At 35.4% G+C, this 17,134-nt stretch carries 20 protein-coding genes; 8 read left to right on the top strand and 12 right to left on the bottom strand.

Annotation, left to right across the window (positions count from 1 at the left end; translation table 11 throughout):
- Positions 1–46 precede the first annotated feature (46 nt).
- Positions 47–1,534, top strand: a complete 1,488-nt coding sequence (locus NBX25_RS14500) for an aminotransferase-like domain-containing protein (protein WP_250254157.1) — start codon at positions 47–49, stop codon at positions 1,532–1,534.
- Positions 1,535–1,656: 122 nt separating this feature from the next.
- Here NBX25_RS14500 and NBX25_RS14505 read toward each other — a convergent pair whose 3' ends face one another.
- The 9 genes from NBX25_RS14505 to NBX25_RS14540 all read right to left on the bottom strand — a co-directional run bounded on the left by NBX25_RS14505 (position 1,657) and on the right by NBX25_RS14540 (position 8,563).
- Complete coding sequence (locus NBX25_RS14505) at positions 1,657–2,466, bottom strand: alpha/beta hydrolase (protein WP_250254158.1); 810 nt, start codon at positions 2,464–2,466, stop codon at positions 1,657–1,659.
- Positions 2,467–2,654: 188 nt separating this feature from the next.
- Entirely contained in the window at positions 2,655–3,629 is a 975-nt protein-coding gene (locus NBX25_RS14510; RefSeq protein ID WP_123911477.1) for a 3-oxoacyl-[acyl-carrier-protein] synthase III C-terminal domain-containing protein, read from the bottom strand.
- A gap of 147 nt (positions 3,630–3,776) precedes the next feature.
- Entirely contained in the window at positions 3,777–4,355 is a 579-nt protein-coding gene (locus NBX25_RS14515; protein WP_250254159.1) for a Crp/Fnr family transcriptional regulator, read from the bottom strand.
- Positions 4,356–4,424: 69 nt separating this feature from the next.
- Positions 4,425–4,946 carry a GNAT family N-acetyltransferase gene (locus NBX25_RS14520; protein ID WP_250254160.1) on the bottom strand — a complete coding sequence of 174 codons (522 nt, stop codon included), beginning with the start codon at positions 4,944–4,946 and terminating at the stop codon, positions 4,425–4,427.
- Between the two features lie 12 nt (positions 4,947–4,958).
- Positions 4,959–5,540, bottom strand: a complete 582-nt coding sequence (locus tag NBX25_RS14525) for a 5'-methylthioadenosine/S-adenosylhomocysteine nucleosidase family protein (RefSeq protein ID WP_250254161.1) — start codon at positions 5,538–5,540, stop codon at positions 4,959–4,961.
- A 141-nt stretch (positions 5,541–5,681) separates the two neighbouring features.
- Entirely contained in the window at positions 5,682–6,065 is a 384-nt protein-coding gene (locus tag NBX25_RS24715) for a DsbA family oxidoreductase (protein WP_349815580.1), read from the bottom strand.
- A gap of 35 nt (positions 6,066–6,100) precedes the next feature.
- Positions 6,101–6,382, bottom strand: coding sequence for a DsbA family protein (locus NBX25_RS24720; RefSeq protein ID WP_284346233.1), 282 nt, complete (start codon positions 6,380–6,382; stop codon positions 6,101–6,103).
- Positions 6,383–6,455: 73 nt separating this feature from the next.
- Complete coding sequence (locus tag NBX25_RS14535) at positions 6,456–7,622, bottom strand: MFS transporter (protein ID WP_250254162.1); 1,167 nt, start codon at positions 7,620–7,622, stop codon at positions 6,456–6,458.
- A gap of 20 nt (positions 7,623–7,642) precedes the next feature.
- Positions 7,643–8,563 carry an alpha/beta hydrolase gene (locus tag NBX25_RS14540; RefSeq protein WP_123911483.1) on the bottom strand — a complete coding sequence of 307 codons (921 nt, stop codon included), beginning with the start codon at positions 8,561–8,563 and terminating at the stop codon, positions 7,643–7,645.
- 144 nt (positions 8,564–8,707) lie between these two features.
- Between NBX25_RS14540 and NBX25_RS14545 the strand changes: the two genes are divergently transcribed.
- The gene (locus tag NBX25_RS14545) at positions 8,708–9,085 is read left to right on the top strand and encodes a winged helix-turn-helix transcriptional regulator (protein ID WP_123911484.1); all 378 of its coding nucleotides are present in this window, start codon (positions 8,708–8,710) and stop codon (positions 9,083–9,085) included.
- 255 nt (positions 9,086–9,340) lie between these two features.
- Here NBX25_RS14545 and NBX25_RS14550 read toward each other — a convergent pair whose 3' ends face one another.
- Complete coding sequence (locus NBX25_RS14550; protein WP_250254163.1) at positions 9,341–10,525, bottom strand: MFS transporter; 1,185 nt, start codon at positions 10,523–10,525, stop codon at positions 9,341–9,343.
- Positions 10,526–10,748: 223 nt separating this feature from the next.
- Here NBX25_RS14550 and NBX25_RS14555 point away from each other — a divergent pair, with 223 nt between their 5' ends.
- Together NBX25_RS14555 and NBX25_RS14560 are read left to right on the top strand one after the other, a co-directional pair.
- The gene (locus NBX25_RS14555; protein ID WP_349815581.1) at positions 10,749–11,507 is read left to right on the top strand and encodes an NUDIX hydrolase; all 759 of its coding nucleotides are present in this window, start codon (positions 10,749–10,751) and stop codon (positions 11,505–11,507) included.
- A gap of 79 nt (positions 11,508–11,586) precedes the next feature.
- A complete protein-coding gene (locus tag NBX25_RS14560; RefSeq protein WP_250254164.1) occupies positions 11,587–12,318 on the top strand; it encodes an MBL fold metallo-hydrolase in 732 nt (243 codons plus the stop codon).
- An 8-nt stretch (positions 12,319–12,326) separates the two neighbouring features.
- Here NBX25_RS14560 and NBX25_RS14565 read toward each other — a convergent pair whose 3' ends face one another.
- Positions 12,327–12,668 carry a helix-turn-helix transcriptional regulator gene (locus tag NBX25_RS14565; RefSeq protein ID WP_123855857.1) on the bottom strand — a complete coding sequence of 114 codons (342 nt, stop codon included), beginning with the start codon at positions 12,666–12,668 and terminating at the stop codon, positions 12,327–12,329.
- A gap of 601 nt (positions 12,669–13,269) precedes the next feature.
- On the opposite strand from NBX25_RS14565, the gene NBX25_RS14570 reads away from it, so the two are divergent.
- Complete coding sequence (locus NBX25_RS14570; protein ID WP_250254165.1) at positions 13,270–13,863, top strand: Crp/Fnr family transcriptional regulator; 594 nt, start codon at positions 13,270–13,272, stop codon at positions 13,861–13,863.
- 37 nt (positions 13,864–13,900) lie between these two features.
- Here the strand turns inward: NBX25_RS14570 and NBX25_RS14575 are convergent, their stop codons facing one another.
- Entirely contained in the window at positions 13,901–14,527 is a 627-nt protein-coding gene (locus tag NBX25_RS14575; protein ID WP_250254166.1) for a CatA-like O-acetyltransferase, read from the bottom strand.
- A 292-nt stretch (positions 14,528–14,819) separates the two neighbouring features.
- On the opposite strand from NBX25_RS14575, the gene NBX25_RS14580 reads away from it, so the two are divergent.
- The 3 genes from NBX25_RS14580 (at position 14,820) to NBX25_RS14590 (ending at position 17,071) form a co-directional block, all read left to right on the top strand.
- Entirely contained in the window at positions 14,820–15,275 is a 456-nt protein-coding gene (locus NBX25_RS14580; RefSeq protein WP_250254167.1) for a PPC domain-containing DNA-binding protein, read from the top strand.
- Between the two features lie 48 nt (positions 15,276–15,323).
- Complete coding sequence (locus NBX25_RS14585) at positions 15,324–15,908, top strand: Crp/Fnr family transcriptional regulator (RefSeq protein ID WP_250254168.1); 585 nt, start codon at positions 15,324–15,326, stop codon at positions 15,906–15,908.
- An 86-nt stretch (positions 15,909–15,994) separates the two neighbouring features.
- Positions 15,995–17,071 (top strand): SDR family oxidoreductase, encoded by a 1,077-nt coding sequence (locus tag NBX25_RS14590; protein WP_250254169.1) that lies wholly within the window; start codon positions 15,995–15,997, stop codon positions 17,069–17,071.
- Positions 17,072–17,134 lie beyond the last annotated feature (63 nt).

The following is a 17,134-nucleotide window of genomic DNA, read 5'->3' on the forward strand; positions in this document are numbered from 1 at the left end:
AAAGTAGTATATTGCCGGATGGTTCTATGGTGCCAGTTTTTATATTATGGATAGTCCGGTTAAGATTCCTTATGAAAGTTTTATTAAAATAGATAGAAAATCAGAGACTTCTATCTATTTACAAATAGCTAATCAATTGGTGAATGCGATTCAAAGAGGTTTTTTGCCTTTTGGTACAAAACTTCCCGGAACCAGAGCTTTTAGTGAAATACTGGATGTGCATCGAAATACGGCCGTGGCAGTATATGATGAACTGTCTGCACAAGGCTGGGTGGAAAGTTTTCCTAACAAAGGAACTTTTGTCATCGGGAAAGACCAGGAAAAACCCGTAAAAGTAAAAGATTTTGAGGATAATAGTCTTCAGAACTATCCTCAATTGACAGGCTTTACTTTTAAGACTTCCAATATTCTGGATAACCCTTTTGAACATTCGGATTGTGAATATGTTTTTAATGATGGGGTTCCGGATATCAGACTTACCCAAATCGGGCAACATTCACGATATTATAGTTCTATTCTTAAGAGAAAGTCTAGCCAAAAAGGACTTGGACATTATAATCATGACGGAAGTGAATTTTTTAAAGAACATTTGTCAAGGTATCTCAACTTATCCCGTGGATTACCCATTTCTAAGAACAACCTTCTGATTACCCGAAGTACGGAAATGAGTATTTATATTGTTTCCGAAATTCTTTTGTCTCCAGGTGATACCGTACTGGTTGGAGATCTGAGCTATTTCTCAGTGAATATGATTTTCCAGAAAGCAGGAGTAAATATTGTCACACTTCCGATTGATGAAGATGGAATTATCGTAGAAAGTGTAAGGGAAGCTTGTCAGAAGAAGAAAATAAGGATGCTGTATCTTACTCCACACCATCACTATCCTACTACTGTAGCTTTAAGTGCACAACGAAGGCTGGAACTGCTGGACTTAGCGAATGAATATGGATTTGTTATTCTCGAAGACGACTATGATTATGAATTTCATTATGATAAAAGTCCAATCTTACCTTTGGCAAGTGCTGATACAAACGGAATGGTGATCTATATAGGATCTTTCGGGAAATCATTGGCGCCGGGATTCAGAACCGGATTTATTGTAGCTCCTGAAAATCTGATGGTGGAAATGCGGAAACACCTTGGAATTATAGACCGTCAGGGAGATATTCTGATGGAAAGAACACTGGGCGAAATGATTGAAGAAGGAGAAATCAACCGTTATCTGAAAAAATCCTTAAAGGTTTATCAGGAAAGGCGGGATTATTTCAGTGTTTTGCTCCAAGAAAACCTTGGTGATGTGATTGCTTTTGAAAAACCTTCCGGAGGTCTCGCCATCTGGATGGAATGGAATATTCCGATTAATCTGATGCAACTGAGCCGGAAATGTGCTCAGGATAATCTTTTTATTCCTAAAACCCTGCTTTATCAGAATAAAAATCTTACCGCGATGAGGCTGGGCTTTGGAGATCTGAGTTTTGAGGAGATGGATAAAAGTATAGAGATCCTTTCCCAGAATATCCTCCATTTTAGATAAAGATAAAAAAGCCTCTACAATGATAGAGGCTTGGTATTTATTTATTGTTGATATGAAGTTTCTTCTTCTTTCGGTTTTAAATAAATAATAAGTCCTGTAGCAAGAAGTGTTCGTGATCTGTACTATTTGAAGTATTTATCAAACAGGGTTAATTGTTCAGAAAGTGAGCGGCTCCAGTATTGATTATCGTGAGCTCCTAGGGATTCTGTATACAGATGCTGTATCTTTTGTTCAGTAAGTTTTGCATGGAATTTTCTGTTTTGTCCGATCATCTGAATATCTTCCGTTCCACAGTCGAAAATATAACGTTGTCCGGCTGTAGCCATTAATTTAATCTTGTTGTCTGTAAAGAGATTAGAGTTTATAGATTCCAATGGTCCTATTACTTTATTAACCATATATTTATTATAGCCTTCTCCAAAAGCATTAAAATCTAAAGCGCCACATGAACTTCCTACAATTCCAAATGTCTTGTTATAGGTGACCCCAATATTTGTAGCTCCATAACCGCCCATACTCCATCCCAAAATTCCCCTAAATCTCTTTTCAGCTTTTACCGGATAATTTTTGTCAATAAAATCAACCAATTCTTTTCCGATAAAGGTTTGGTACTGGGAGTCTTTAATGATCGGACTGTCTACATACCAGGAACTGTAATTTCCGTCAGGTAATATATAAATGGTTTTATACTCCTGAGCTTTCTTAACGATATCTGGAATATCTTCCTTTAGTATTCTGTCTGGATTACCACTGAAACCATGAAGAATATATACCGATGGATATGTTGTATTGGGTTGTACGTTTGGAGTGATGATGATCGTTTTGATCTTTTTATTCATCTTAGGACTGAAAACTTCCTGATGAATGATCTTCTGTGCTGAAAACTGTGCAAAGGCAGTCAGAACAACAACAATGTTGATTAACTTTTTCATGCTTTAAAAATATTTAATTAATAATGACTGACCATCAGATACATGTTACCTAAATTTAAGATTTTTTGTTTACATAATCAATGCATCCGTGTGATCTTATAACAATACAAAGTTGCACCGGAAAAAAAGGAAAAGCCTCAACAAATGTTGAAGCTTTTGTCAATTGATTTCTTATACTATTGCTGGAATTAGTATTTCCATAGCATTAATCCTGCCTGATAGCCTGCCCCCAATGTCCAAATCAGAATATGTTCTCCTTGCTGGAGTTTTCTTACATTCTTTTGATATTGATGCAAAGCCAGAAATGGACTGGAAGAGCCGGTATACCCTACTTCTCTTGAATAGAACGGAATTTTTTCTGGCGGTAAATTAAAATGTTCACCAATAATATTGATGTTTTTTAATGAAAATTGAGAAAATAAAAACAGGTCGATTTTTTCAATATTTAAATGATTACGTTCTAAAAAACCGTTCATATCATTCAGTGCAAAATTGACACTACCACTTCCATCGAAGCTATTATCCCATAAAGTAACATCATTCGGATGGTAACAAGAATATCCTTTAGGAGGAAACAAAACCGTATTACAAATACTACTGTCTGTATGGTAAAGAACATCCATTAATCCTGAAGTAGAATCATCTTTTTCTACAATAAAAGCAAAAGATGAATCCGAAAAACAAAATGCTGTTACAGGATTCTCAGAGTCCAATATACTTGATAATTTCTCAGAACATATTATCAATGCTTTTTGAGCTGTATCGGATACCGATAGATATTTTGTAATCTGGTCCAAGGCTACAAAAGCTCCGATACAATTGACATTGATATCATAACACAGTGTATTCGCCTTTCCCTGTAATGCCTGATGAATTTTGATCGCATCACAGGGGATGAGGTGTTCTGAAGTGCTGGTTACAAATACAATAATATCAATATCCAAAATGGAAGTATTGCTTTCTCTGAGGGCTCCCTTTGCTGCATGTATTCCCATAGATAATGTTGTCTCTTCCGAATCTTCAGTTGCAATAAACCGATTGCTTCGTCCTAATGCATTTTGAATTTTTTGCATAGACACATTTTTCTGTTCAAATTGTTCAATAACAAACTCATTGGTTTCCGCATGTTCCGGATGATAAAAATAAGTGTGACCTAATTTCATGATTTTGGTTTTATTAAATTTATTTATTTCCCACTATAGGGATTTAATGTAAAATTAATAAAATATACCATGTAAAAGCTGTATTAATAAAAATTATTCTATTAGTAAAAGATTATATCTAAGATATAACTAAGAAAGTTGATAAAATTATTTGTTGATTTCCTTTTTTATACGGCTCAATTGTGTAGGAGTTATTCCCAAATAGGAAGCTATATGATGTTGCTTTAGTCTATCATGCAGAGATTTATTTTCAAGCAATACTATATACCGTTGTTTTGCGGTTTCAAATTTCAAGGAAACTTCAAGCGGTTCCTTTTTTACCACCCAGTTCTTTTCCAGATATCTAATTTGAAATAGCGCAAGATCATGATGCTTTTCCAGTAGTTCGCGAAAAGTTTTAACCGGATATTTAATAACGGAACAGTCTTCAAGGGCAATGATGCTGAAATCACTGGGTTCATTTTTAATAATGGCAGAAGTGGAAGCTACAAAACTGTTTTCCTCAAAAAAGATCTTATAGATATTATTTCCTTCTTCATCTGTTGTGTAGTACCCTATTAAACCGGATTTAACGAAATAATAATATCTGGCCATACTCCCGGATTCCAGAAGAAGTTCATTTTTTTGAAAATGTTCCTCACTGCAGATTTCCACTAAGGCTTTGGTTGTTTCCTCTGATAATGGATAATAGGTATTGATTTGATGTAGGAATTCTGAATTGTTCATTGTATCAAAGAAATAACATGTTGGCTACAGGAAGGCTAGCAAAGCACTTTAGAGTACGTATAGAAACTTTTACTCCAGAGTTTTCTTCATCATCAGGTCTGTTTGTTCATCATCTCCAAGCCTGAAAATGTGTTTATCAAACTCAACAAAACCGTTCTTTTTGTAGAAATGTAATGCTCTCAGGTTTTCTTCCCAGACTCCCAGCCACAGATATGATTTTTTGAGATGTTGAGCGGTTTTCAATGCCTGATCGTAAAGAAGCTGCCCAATTTTCTTACCATGATGACTTTTCTTTACATAGATCCGTTCAATTTCAAGGCTGGTATCATCCTGTAATTCGGTCTGTGCTTTACCGGAATTCACTTTCAGATAACCTACCGGATCATCTTCTTCCCAGGCAATATAAAAATGAGAATCAGGATTCTTAAGTTCAGAAGTTATTTTTTCAATATTGAAGCTTTCTTTAAGATATTTTTCCATGGCTTCTTCCGTATTGTTTTCTGAAAACGTTTCAGAAAATGTCTGGACACCAAGTTTCTGGATAATATCCATATCTTCCGCAGAGGCTTTATTGATGATAATTGAGGCCATTTTTAAAAAGTTTTATGAAAATAATATTTTTCTGAATGCTTCAGATGCCAGATGTACCTGTACACTCCAATCATCGGCAGCATCACTTCCCGCATCATCAGAAATATACTTTAAACATAGAAATGGGATGTTTTCTTTTTGTGCAATTAATGCTAAAGGATAGGCTTCCATATCTACAATATTATAATCCGTTTCAGAATGGTTCATTTCAAAGCTGTCACCACTTCCGCAGATTCCTTCTTTTAAAGTGTCCATTTTAAGACCATATTCCAAAACAGGCGGAACTCCGGATAATGGGGTTTCATACAGTTTAAAACCTAAGCCTCTCACATCCATATCTCTCTGGATAAACTTGGTACAGCAAACCACTTCTCCTTTATGAAAACCCTTACTTCCTGCAGACCCCAGATTCACAATTAATTTAGGTTTTCTAAGGTGAATTTCCTTCGTCAATTCTATCGCTGCATTTACCTTCCCGATGCCTGTTATTAATTTATTTTTCCCATCAAATACCGTTCCTGCTTCAGAATCCAGAGCAAAAACAAAAAGACTGTCTACAATAGGAAAATGAAATTCATTATTAATTTTAATCATTGAAAAATATAGATTTATACTGTTTTACAAAGATACAAATCATTATAAAGTTTCTTAATCTTTTGCATTAAAATAAATAGCCTTTCACAAGATTATAATAAAAATAAAACCCCAAACTAAAATAGCTTGGGGTTTATATGATTAAATGCTGCATCCATCTGTATCACAGGAAGCACCGTTACTTCCTGAAAGATCTTTAAAAGGACTTACCGTCTCTTTATAAGTCTGCTGCAATGCATTTTCAAATACTTCTACAGGCTGTGCTCCGGAAACGGCATATTTTCCGTTCAAAACAAAGAAAGGAACTCCGGAAACTCCATTGTTTCTTGCTTCCATAATATCCTGATTTACTTCATAATCCAATTGGTCAGAAGTAATGGCTTCTCTGGCTTCTTCTTTATCAATGCCCAGGTTTTCAGCAAGGGAAATCAATACCTCAGGATCTCCTACATTTTTGCCATCAATAAAATGAGCGATAAATAATGCTTCTTCCATTTCATTGGATTTGTTATGCTTTTTAGCCAAATGAAGAAGTCTGTGAGCACTGAATGTATTGGTAATTAATGCTTTTCAAAATTGAAATCAATTCCGGCTCCTTTTCCCATTTGCGTAACCTGAGCCAGCATTTGGTTAGCCTGAGCTTCCTGAACTCCTTTTTTTTCTCTAAAATATTGAATCGTATTTTGAGTCTTATCAGAATCTAAAGTTGGGTCAAGCTGAAAGCTCTTCCACTCTACTTCCACTTCATCTTTAAATGGCAATTTTTCCAAGGCCTGTTCAAAGTTATTTTTCCCGATATAGCAAAACGGACACATCACGTCCGACCAGATTTCTATTTTCATTCTATTTAATTTTAATTCGAATTGAGTATAACAAAGATACGAATTTATTTTAATGTAATAAAATTTGTTACATTTATTCCGAACAACTTTGAAGAAGTGGCCTCTTCTTTTCAAATATACTTCTCAATACCATCATAAGGAACGCAAGAATCCCAAATACAAAACCTATCCAAGGTGTGTACGCTACTCCTTGGGTGATAATGATCCATCCTCCAATAGTCGTTCCTAAAGTAACTCCCAGATTACCGAAAGAAGTGGCGAGACTATTGGCAAATTCCAAAGCATCAGGCGCTGCAGAGATCATATAGGTAGAAGCATTCAGGAAACTTGGTGAATATAGGAATCCCCAAACTGCGATGACAATAATAGTAGCCCATAAATTTCCATCCGAAACAAATAATAATACAGGAATTAATACCGTCCCGGAAAGAAAAAACGCCAATGTTGCTGTTATATTTTTATTAAGCATTTTACCCGCCATCCTGTTGGCAATAATGCCTATAACTCCAAATAAAAATAACATATAACTTACCATGGTGGTATCCATTCCCTTAGCTTTACCCAGGTAATCTGCAAAATAGCTATAGGTGGAAAACCAGGCTGTAATCATAAAAAAATTAGTGAGTGTACTTAAAATAAACGGGGGCTGTTTTAAAATGCTGATCTGGCTTCCATATGACTTTTTCTCCTTGACAGGCATTGATGGAAGAAGAAAATAAATGGTCCCCAACGCAACCAAACTCACGACTGCCTGTATCATAAATGAATATTCCCACGAATAAAGTGCTGAAATCCAGGTAGCAAAAGGAACCGTAGTAACCATTGCTATAGCCACACCACTGAAAACAATGCTCATCATTTCATTTTTATTAGTGTGATCGGCTTCGGATACCGCTACAGACAATGCGGTTGCAATATATACGGGCTGTAAAAATGCAGGAAGAATTCTCACGACCATCAGTAACCAAAATGGTGGTGAAAAAGAAGAAACAATCCCGGTGAACAGAAACATAAAGATAGCTGCTGCCATGATCTTCTTGCGGTCAATTCCTGAGGTAAATAAAGTCATAAAAGGTCCTGTAAGAGCAATAATCAAAGCAAAAGCACTTAAAAGATATCCTGCTTTATCGATACTGATCTTGTAATACGCTGCAAGCTGTGGCAGGATCCCAATGATCCCAAACTCTGTAGTAATAACAGCAACAAACCCTAAACATCCAATATAGGCATACTTTTTCATGGCTATTTCTGTAGGTTGATTTATTTAAAATGCTGTTGTGCAAAACTTCCCATTTCATTGATGGCCAGCTGGGTTTCTTCCAAAATTTCTCCCATATGCATAAATCCGTGAACCATATCTTTATAAAAGCTTGTGGTAAGAGATACTCCTGCATTTTTCATGTTTTCAGAAAGATTTCTAGCATCATCAGCCAAAGGATCATGTTCTGCAATCATGATAAGTGTTGGTGGGGTATTTTTGAAATCCTTTATTAAAACAGGAATTGCCAACGGATTATTACTTTCTTCTTTGGGAAGATACCAATTCCAGGCGTCTACTCCACCTTGTTTATTAAGTACCGGTCCGTTTTCATAAGTGTCCCAGGTTTTTGTATTAAGCTGATTATCCACAGCAGGATAAATCAAAACCTGAAACTTAAACCGTTCTCCAATCTGAGTAGAAACTGCGGTTGATAATGCACCTCCGGCACTGTCGCCAATAATTCCAATCTGGTTCTGATCAATTCCTAAAGAATCTGCATTTTCTACAACCCATTGTACCGTATCAAGACAATCATTTAAACCTGCGGGAAAAGGATGTTCCGGAGCGAGGCGATAATCTATAAAAATGACAACAGATTCTGTTCTATTGGCTAGTTTACGAACAACGGCATCATGGGTTTCAAAACCACCGGCGATAAACCATCCGCCATGGATATAAATTATAGCTGATGATTTTTCAACGGTTTTTCCTTTTGGACGGTAAATTCTGACCGGAATCTGATGATTTTCTCCTGGAATATTCAGCTCTTCAATCATTGCAATGGCTTCTTTTTTAGCACTAAGCTGTAAAGACATAGCTTCAAGGTATTTTCGGGTATCATCCAATGGATTTTGGGGATTAAAAGACTGTATTTTTTCTAAATGGGTTAAAATCTGATTGATTTTAGGTGTTAACTGCATTTGTTTTAATTTAAGTTAATATTGTTTTGCAGTGAACAGTAGCGCTATTGTTATTTATCTGCTTTTATGGAACAAATTTAGGCCTGATACCTTACATTTGCACTATACGGATATCATTGTATGGTACTAACAAATTTGTAAGTAATGGGAAAGATAAAAGAAAGTTCAACGAATAATATCAACAGGCAATACATTCAGGAATGTGATTTAAGTTATGCCGTTTGTAAGATTGGCGGAAGATGGAAACTGTTTATTCTGAGCAAATTAAAAGATGAAAAATTGCGTTTCAGTGAGCTTAAAAGAGCTATTCCCGGAATTACGGAAAGGATGCTTACCCTTCAGCTGAAAGAACTTGAAAAAGATGGACTGCTCAAGAGAACAGTATATGCGGAAGTTCCGCCAAGAGTTGATTATGAGCTTACTGATATTGCCAGAGAGTTGATTCCTATATGGGATACCCTGAATAACTGGGGCGGAAAACACCGAAAACTTATTGAAGAGCAGGAAGACTGTAAAGAATAATCAGTTGTAAAAGTAGATAACAAAACTGAAAACTTGAAAATATTTTATAGCCACGAATGCACGAATGATTTTTGAGTATGTATAAAAATCTATGCCCTTTGCGGTTTAAAAATAAGAAGTTTATTGTTCACTACAAAGGGCACATATAATAAAAAACAGAAAATCACTTTGAAGTATTTTCCAAGCTTACAATTGAATCATTAAAAATGTTTGTAATCAGAATAAGATTTTGTGATGTATTCCAACAAATAAGGATTAAGATTTATTGACTTTATTACAAAACAAGACATGGGCAATCAGTGCAAGAACTCCAAATACCGTTCCTACGATACAAACGCCCGTCCATTGCGCTTTCTGCCAGGCAACGGAAGCCAGCCATGTTCCCAGCGAACCACCAATGAAATAAGAAACCATATAAACAGTATTCAGCCTGTTCACCGCATTGGATTTAATTAAAAAATAATTGGTCTGGTTCATAATATGACTGGATTGTACTCCAAGGTCTACGAGTATTACTCCCACAATTAAGCCCCAATAGGTTTCCCCTCCAAAATAAGTGAATCCCCAGCTTCCTATCAGAATCAGTAGTGAATATAATATGATACGGTTAATGTCCAGGTACTTTTGTAGCTTACCAACCTTTGCTGCTGCTAAAGCACCCACAGCTCCAGCCAGCCCAAAACTTCCTACTACGGATGAACCAGCATTAAAAGGAGGTTTCTCCATATGGAAAACCAGTGTGGTAAATAAAGCGCACATCGATCCGAAAGCCATAGCACCCCGGAAAGATGCCAGCTGAAGAATAGGTTGGGTTTTAGCAAGATGAGCTACGGAACGCATTAATTCTTTGTAAGTTCCTTTGAAATTGGGAGACAATTCAGGAAGCATTTTGTAAACGGCCAGCCAAACTACAATCATTAATCCTGCAGCAATTCCAAACATGGCTCTCCAGCCCCATACTTCCCCTACAATTCCACCAATGAAACGGGAAAGGAGAATTCCTAATAAAAGTCCGGACATTACCAATCCGATATTAGCCGATTTCTCTTTATCTGAGGAAAGTTCTGCTGCAATAGGTACAAACAGCTGAGGAATAACCGAAGTAGCTCCAATCAATAAACTGGCAGCATATAGCATCCACAGCTGATTGGCAAAGGTCATCCATAACAAGGAACCAAAAACAAGAAATAAATCGATCAGAATTAATTTTTTACGAAAAAACTTATCTCCAAGTGGTACAATCAGTAACAATCCGAGTGCATAGCCAATCTGGGTGAGTACAGAAATTTTGCTGGCAGCAGCTTCAGAAACGTTAAGATCTTCAGAGATCAATGCCAATAAGGGTTGGTTATAATAATTGTTAGCCACTACAAGCCCTGAAATGATTGCCATTAGCCAGACTACTGTTCTGGAAATGTTGTTGGTAGAGTTCTCCTGCATCTTAAAATTTTTATTGAACAAAATATATCCTGATGACTTTATGTTTTCGATATATTTTTAACGACCTCAAAGGTAAGTGTTTTCATAAAATAGACGGATATTTTTAATTGATTTCACCTGTCAGTGTTATAGATTTTCTCCTTATAACCTGCTTCAATAAAGAGTTTTTTTCAAGTATTCTCCGATTTTATCTTTACATTTGTAAGAACACACATTTATTTTTATGGATTATATGGATTCCAGGGAACAGATCTTACAGAAATCTGCAGAAGCAAAAGAACTTTTTCTTCCTCATATTTCAGTAGACCCCGTAGTTTTTGGCTTTGACCAAAATGAACTTAAGGTATTGCTGGTAAAAATGAAGTACAGAAAACAATGGTTGTTGCCGGGAGGCTATGTAAGAAGAGATGAAGATTTGGATGAAGCAGTCGTAAGAGTGTTGGAAGACAGAGCTGGGGTTACTGATGTATTTCTGGAAGAATTTGGCGTTTTTGGGAGAAAAAACAGAAGTCAGCTCTATTTTGAAGAGTTTGATGAAACCCTTTTCCAAAAGCAAAGATTTATTTCGGTAGGATATTATGCACTTTACAATTCTTCTGAAATTAATCCTGTAGCCGATGATGTGAGTGAAGCCTGTGAGTGGGTCTATTTGCATCAGTTACCTGAAATTGATTTTGCTATGGATCACCGGGAAATTATTGAAAAGGCGTTGCTTACTTTACGGGAAAAAATCTCTTCCAAACCAATCGGGTACAATCTAATGCCTGAAAAATTCACCCTTCCGGAACTGCAGAAGCTATACGAAGCGATATTGGGTAAAATACTCAACAGAGGAAACTTCTACAGAAAGATTAAAAATCTGAATGTTTTAAAAAAGCTTGATGAACAGAGATATGTAGGAGCCCACAGGTCTCCCGATCTTTATTCTTTTGATATAGAAAATTATGAAAAGGCTTTGGAAAACGGACTGAACAGCTGGTAGAAATTTTCATTGTTTTTGCCGATGATCTATATTGATGAAAAACCTTTTGAATATTGGAAATATTCAGGAAATTTGCAGTATGAAAATTATTCCACTTAAAGAAGGCAATTTCTCAGCCAGTAAAATCAAAGACTTTACGCTCTTAACAGAAGAAAATTTTGATACCGTTCGTGGAGTAAAAATGTCTGTTCAGCCTTTTTTAATCATTACTGAAAACGATTATATCCTTCTAGATGCCGGAATTGGATGGAAGAATGAGACAGGTAAAACAGTGATATCAGAAATTCTTGAAAGAGAAAATGTGAATCCTGAACAGATTACAAAGCTTCTTCTTTCTCACCTTCACAAAGATCATATTGATGGAGCAATAACCATTACAGATAATGGTTATGAAGCCACTTTCCCCAATGCGCAAATCTATATTCAGAAACGTGAACTAGATTTTGCTATGGAAAATAAAGGAAATCCTTCTTTTGATTTTACTATTTTGGAAAAGCTTATTCAGTTACCGAATATTGTTTGGATGAATGATGATAAAGGTCAGATTAGTAAAGAAATTTCCTATGAGGTGGTTGGTGGACATACTCCGTTTATGCAGGTGTTCTGGATCAGAGAACATGAGGAAACTGTTTTTTATGGCGCAGATGATCTTCCACAAGCTTCCTATTTGAAATACCACCTGGCCTACAAAAGTGACTTCGATGGCAGAAAAGCAATGGAGCTAAGGCTTTTATGGGCAAAGGAAGCCAAGGAGAACAATTGGAAAATACTTCTTTATCATGATCTGGATAAAACTGTTATTAACACCTAAAAAATGGTTTAAATTTCATTAAACCATTTATAGATATCAAACTCAGAGGGAATATTAAGCTTCTTTCTGAGTCTGTTTTTCCGGTTTTGTATTGCTTTTGGAGTAACAAAGATACAGGTTGCTATTTCTTTTGTTGTCATGTTAAGCTTAAGATAAATACAAAAGATCAGTTCAGAATTTTTAAGGCCAGGCTGTATAGCAGATAACTTTTCAAAAAAATCCGGATAGAACAATCTGAATTTGTTAAGCAGACGGGGAGAATTTGCCTTGGCTAATGCTATGATTTCATCTTGTACAAGAATCTTCTGATTCAATTCCTCTAAATTCGGTTCAGTTTTTTTGTTTTTCATAATACTTTCTCATCTCTACTCTTTTCTGTTATGCATCTTTTGCATAGCAGTACAAAATCTTTTTCTTTATAAGTCTGTGTTTAATAATTGATTACAGGGAAATAAAATAGTTTTCATGTATTCAAAACCTCATTGTTTTTTAGATAATATTTAATAATTTTAATACTTTGTCTAGTAGTTATTAAATGATTAAGTTAAAAAATTCATACATCTGAATTTTCATTCATTTTTGTATAGGGCAAAGAAATAAAAAATGATTAAAATTTTATTAAAACAGAGTACCACATACATACCACGTTATGTTTTTCAACAAAATATCCCAACTGCTTTTATCAGCCTGTTTATAATCTTTTTTGCAGGATATAAATGTAGGAGGTTACATCTTTCACTTTTTATGATTCAAATCAATAGTTTTTAAAATTATAATATGATAAAAATAAATTTTTGTGGTATTTGAATGGTACCTTATGATATGGTTAATGAATGAAATAAACGTTTCTTTATTTTTTTAAAATCCTAAACGTACTTATAGCATTTAAATGCTGGAAGAATTTGTGTTTATTAAGGCTTTTGAAATTGTAACTGGCAATAAATCAGAGATATGATCGTTGAAAATTTATTAGTATCATTTGGAGCAGAAACAAAGAACTACAAAGCAGGAGAAATCATTTTCCGTGAAGAAGATCTGCCATTACACTATTATCAGATAGAAAAAGGAAAAATAAAACTAAACAATTATACCGAAGAGGGGAAGGAATTTATTCAGAATATATTCTCTGATGGACATAGTTTTGGAGAATCTCTTTTATTTGTAGAACGTCCCTATCCTATGAATGCTGTAGCCATAGAAGATTCATCTGTTTTCAGATTACCCAAAGCCAGCTTTCTGAATTTGATACAAAGCAATCCGGAAATCTCTTTGAATATTTACCAATGTCTGGCTGAAAGAATGTATTATAAGTATATTATGTTCTACAATCTTTCCTTTCAGAATCCGGTATCTAAACTGAAATTACTATTAGATTACCTGAAAAGTTACCATGATGATAAAGTTCCTTATTCTTTCCAGATTCCCCTAACAAGACAACAATTAGCTTCATTGGTAGGACTTCGTGTAGAAACAGTAATCCGGACCATTAAACAGATGGAAAAAGATAAGATTGTAAAGATTGAGAAAAGGAAAATTTATTATTAAAAATATCCTGTTTTTTTAATTCTAAAACTCTATGTCTCTACAGATCAAGCTGTCTCTGGAATTCTGCCAGGTATTTTGCAATATGAATACCATCTGCCAGTCCGTGGTGAGCTTCAATAGAAACCGGCATGTATTTTCTGCCATCGCGGATATTGAATTTACCAAAAGAAATCTTTGGTACCGATTCATCATTGTTAAAATTTGTTGGGTGAAGAATTGCACTGAATGAATTCCATGGAATAGTCGTATGTCTTACATGATCCTTTCCCAATCGTTCATTACTTAATCTAAGTCCTGTAGAATGGTGTACACCTCTAATTTCATCTTGTAATGCAACATTGAATGTTTCAAAGTCCTCTGAAAAAAGAGTGAATGAAAAACCAAAAGTTCCATCCGGTCTACCAATCGTACTTCCGGCATGAACCGTATCAAACTGAACAACCTTGCCATCAATAATCCTCAGTTTTAATTCATCAACCATATTAATGGCCATCATCGATTTGTGATAGTAATAAGCAAAGAAAGAGTATCCGTTTTCTTTAGCTTTTTCATAAGCTTTTGTACAATCTACTTCGGTAGTGAAACCAAAATATGGACTTGCCATTTGAGAGAAAAATTCAAAATGCTCCTTTCTGTTCCATTGCTCGAGGTCTACAATCTTCATTGATTTTAATTTTCGGCAAATTTCCGCAATTTTTCTCGATTTTATAAAGGAAAGCTGCATTAATTTTTTATTAATAGCTTGTTTTTGGATTAAAAATATCATTCAATAGAGAGTGAAAAGCATGATTGTTGCATTAATTGTAGCTGTTGAAAATACTAAGATGCAAGTTTTTCAGGTAAGTACTTTAAGCGGCAAGGATTTTATCTGTGATGAAATTAAATGTGATGGACGACCTTGCTTGATTGTTGATTTGTGCCTTTGTGTTTTTTCAATAGATTAAATATACATCATTATGAAAATACAAAACTTCAAAGGAAACCAATGGTCAGCAAGAAAGGTAGATCAGGTTTATATTGTCAGCCTTAAGAATCATTCCAATATTGTAGAAGCTTTATTAGACTTTGTTCAACATCAGAATATCCAGTCAGGAGAAGTTACCGGAATTGGAGCTGTGAGTGAAGCAACACTTAGGTTTTTTAGCTTTAAGACCAAAAAATATGTGGATAAAACATTCAATGAACAAATGGAAGTTGCCAATATCTCAGGAAATGTTTCTGTAATAGAGGAAAAACCCATACTTCATTTGCATGTTACCTTGGGAAGAGAAGATTATACAGCTTTAGCGGGGCATCTTTTAGAAGCAAAAGTACATGGAGCCGGAGAGTTTATTTTTTATCCTTTAAATACCCGGACGGTAAAAACGAAAGATTTGGAAACCGGAATTAACTTCTATGATTTTGAAAAATAAAACTTCAATTACCTATGAAAGCAGTATTTTTGATGAAATATTTTTCGGATGTTCGATGTGCTACTGTCCCATATTCAGAATAAAGTTGAGATTAATGATGAACAGAAAGAGCTGATTCAGTCCTTTTTTACAGTCAAAAAATTGAAGAAAAAACAATACCTACTACAGGAAGGAGATATTTGTAAATGTCTTTCATTTGTAAGCAAAGGATTGTTAAAGTCTTATTTTCCTGATGAAAAAGGAAATGAGCATATCAATATGTTTGCTTTTGAAGGCTGGTGGATCTCCGATTTCAATAGTTTTATTCATCAGGAAAAAGCAGTTTTAAATATTGATGCGGTAGAAGATACTGAAATATTGATGATTACCTTGGAAAACTATGAAAAAATGATGCTGGAAATCCCCGCAATGGACCGTTATTTCAGAATTCTGTACCAAAACAGTCTCGTTACCAAGGATTACAGACTTATAGTGTACAATGGTTATACTGCTGAAGAAAAATACCTGCAACTGGCCCATAAAAATCCGGAAATGATTAAACGGGTTCCTCATAATCTCATCGCATCTTATCTTGGACTGGCTCCTGAAACCATAAGCAGGATCCGTAAAAAGAATTCCCTGAATAATACTTGATTCAGATCAACTCAAATGCATGATCCAGATCAAGGGTATACGCCTGTATATGATCATAATTTTGCCATAGAATTTTTACAATACTTATGGGAAATACAGAAAATATTGCATTGGTAGTAGGAGCTACCGGAATTACAGGGAATAATCTGGCAGAAGAACTCATTGCACAGGGCTGGAAAACGTATGGGCTATCAAGAAATCCCAATAATTGCATTACAGGTCTTCTTCCTGTAAAAGCAGATTTGTTGGATGAGCATAGTCTTATCGAAGCATTGGAGGGCATCTCTCCTACTCATGTTTATTTCACAACCTGGATGCGAAATGATACGGAAGAAGAAAATATTCGGATCAACAGTATGCTTGTACGAAATCTGCTGAATGTAGTATCTCCTAAAAAATCAGTTCAGCATGTGGCATTAGTGACCGGATTAAAACATTACCTGGGGCCTTTCGAATCTTATGTTAAAGAAGGGAAATTACCGGAAACACCTGTTCGTGAAGAACATCCAAGACTTCCGCTTCCCAATTTTTATTATGCTCAGGAAGATGAAATTTACAAAGCGTCTGAAAGAGATGGCTTTACATGGAGTATTCATCGCCCTCACACCGTTGTAGGATATGCTGTTGGCAACTTAATGAATATTGCTGCAACCCTGGCAGTCTATGCCAGTATCTGTAAAGAAACAGGAAGGAAATTCATTTGGCCTGGATCTGAAGCACAATGGAATGGGATTTCAGACATCACAGATGCTAAAATTCTGGCTAAACAAATAGTTTGGGCTTCCAACACAGAAACTGCAAAAAATCAAGCTTTCAATATTACAAATGGAGAGGTTTTCCGATGGAAATGGCTTTGGAAAAGACTGGCAGATTGGTTTAGTATAGAAGCAGAAGGTTTCAACGGTACAATAAGACCTCTTGAAAAAGAGCTGGAAAACGATCAGGAAACTTGGAAAGTCATTGCTGAGAAGTATAATCTGAAAGAGAAAAATTTAGACAGATTATCTTCGGCTTGGCATACCGATTTAGACCTTGGCAGACCCCTGGAAGTGATGTGTGATCTGTCAAAAAGCAGGAAATTGGGCTTTACTGCCTATAAAAGGACAGAAGATTCTTTTATCGAAGTATTTGAAAGACTGCGCACTGAAAATATAATTCCATAATTACGGGGAAATACAATCGCTACGAATGCACGAATTATTTTTATTCGTGCATTTGTTGCAATT

The organism is Chryseobacterium sp. Marseille-Q3244, from assembly GCF_940807095.1.
Taxonomy (GTDB): domain Bacteria; phylum Bacteroidota; class Bacteroidia; order Flavobacteriales; family Weeksellaceae; genus Chryseobacterium.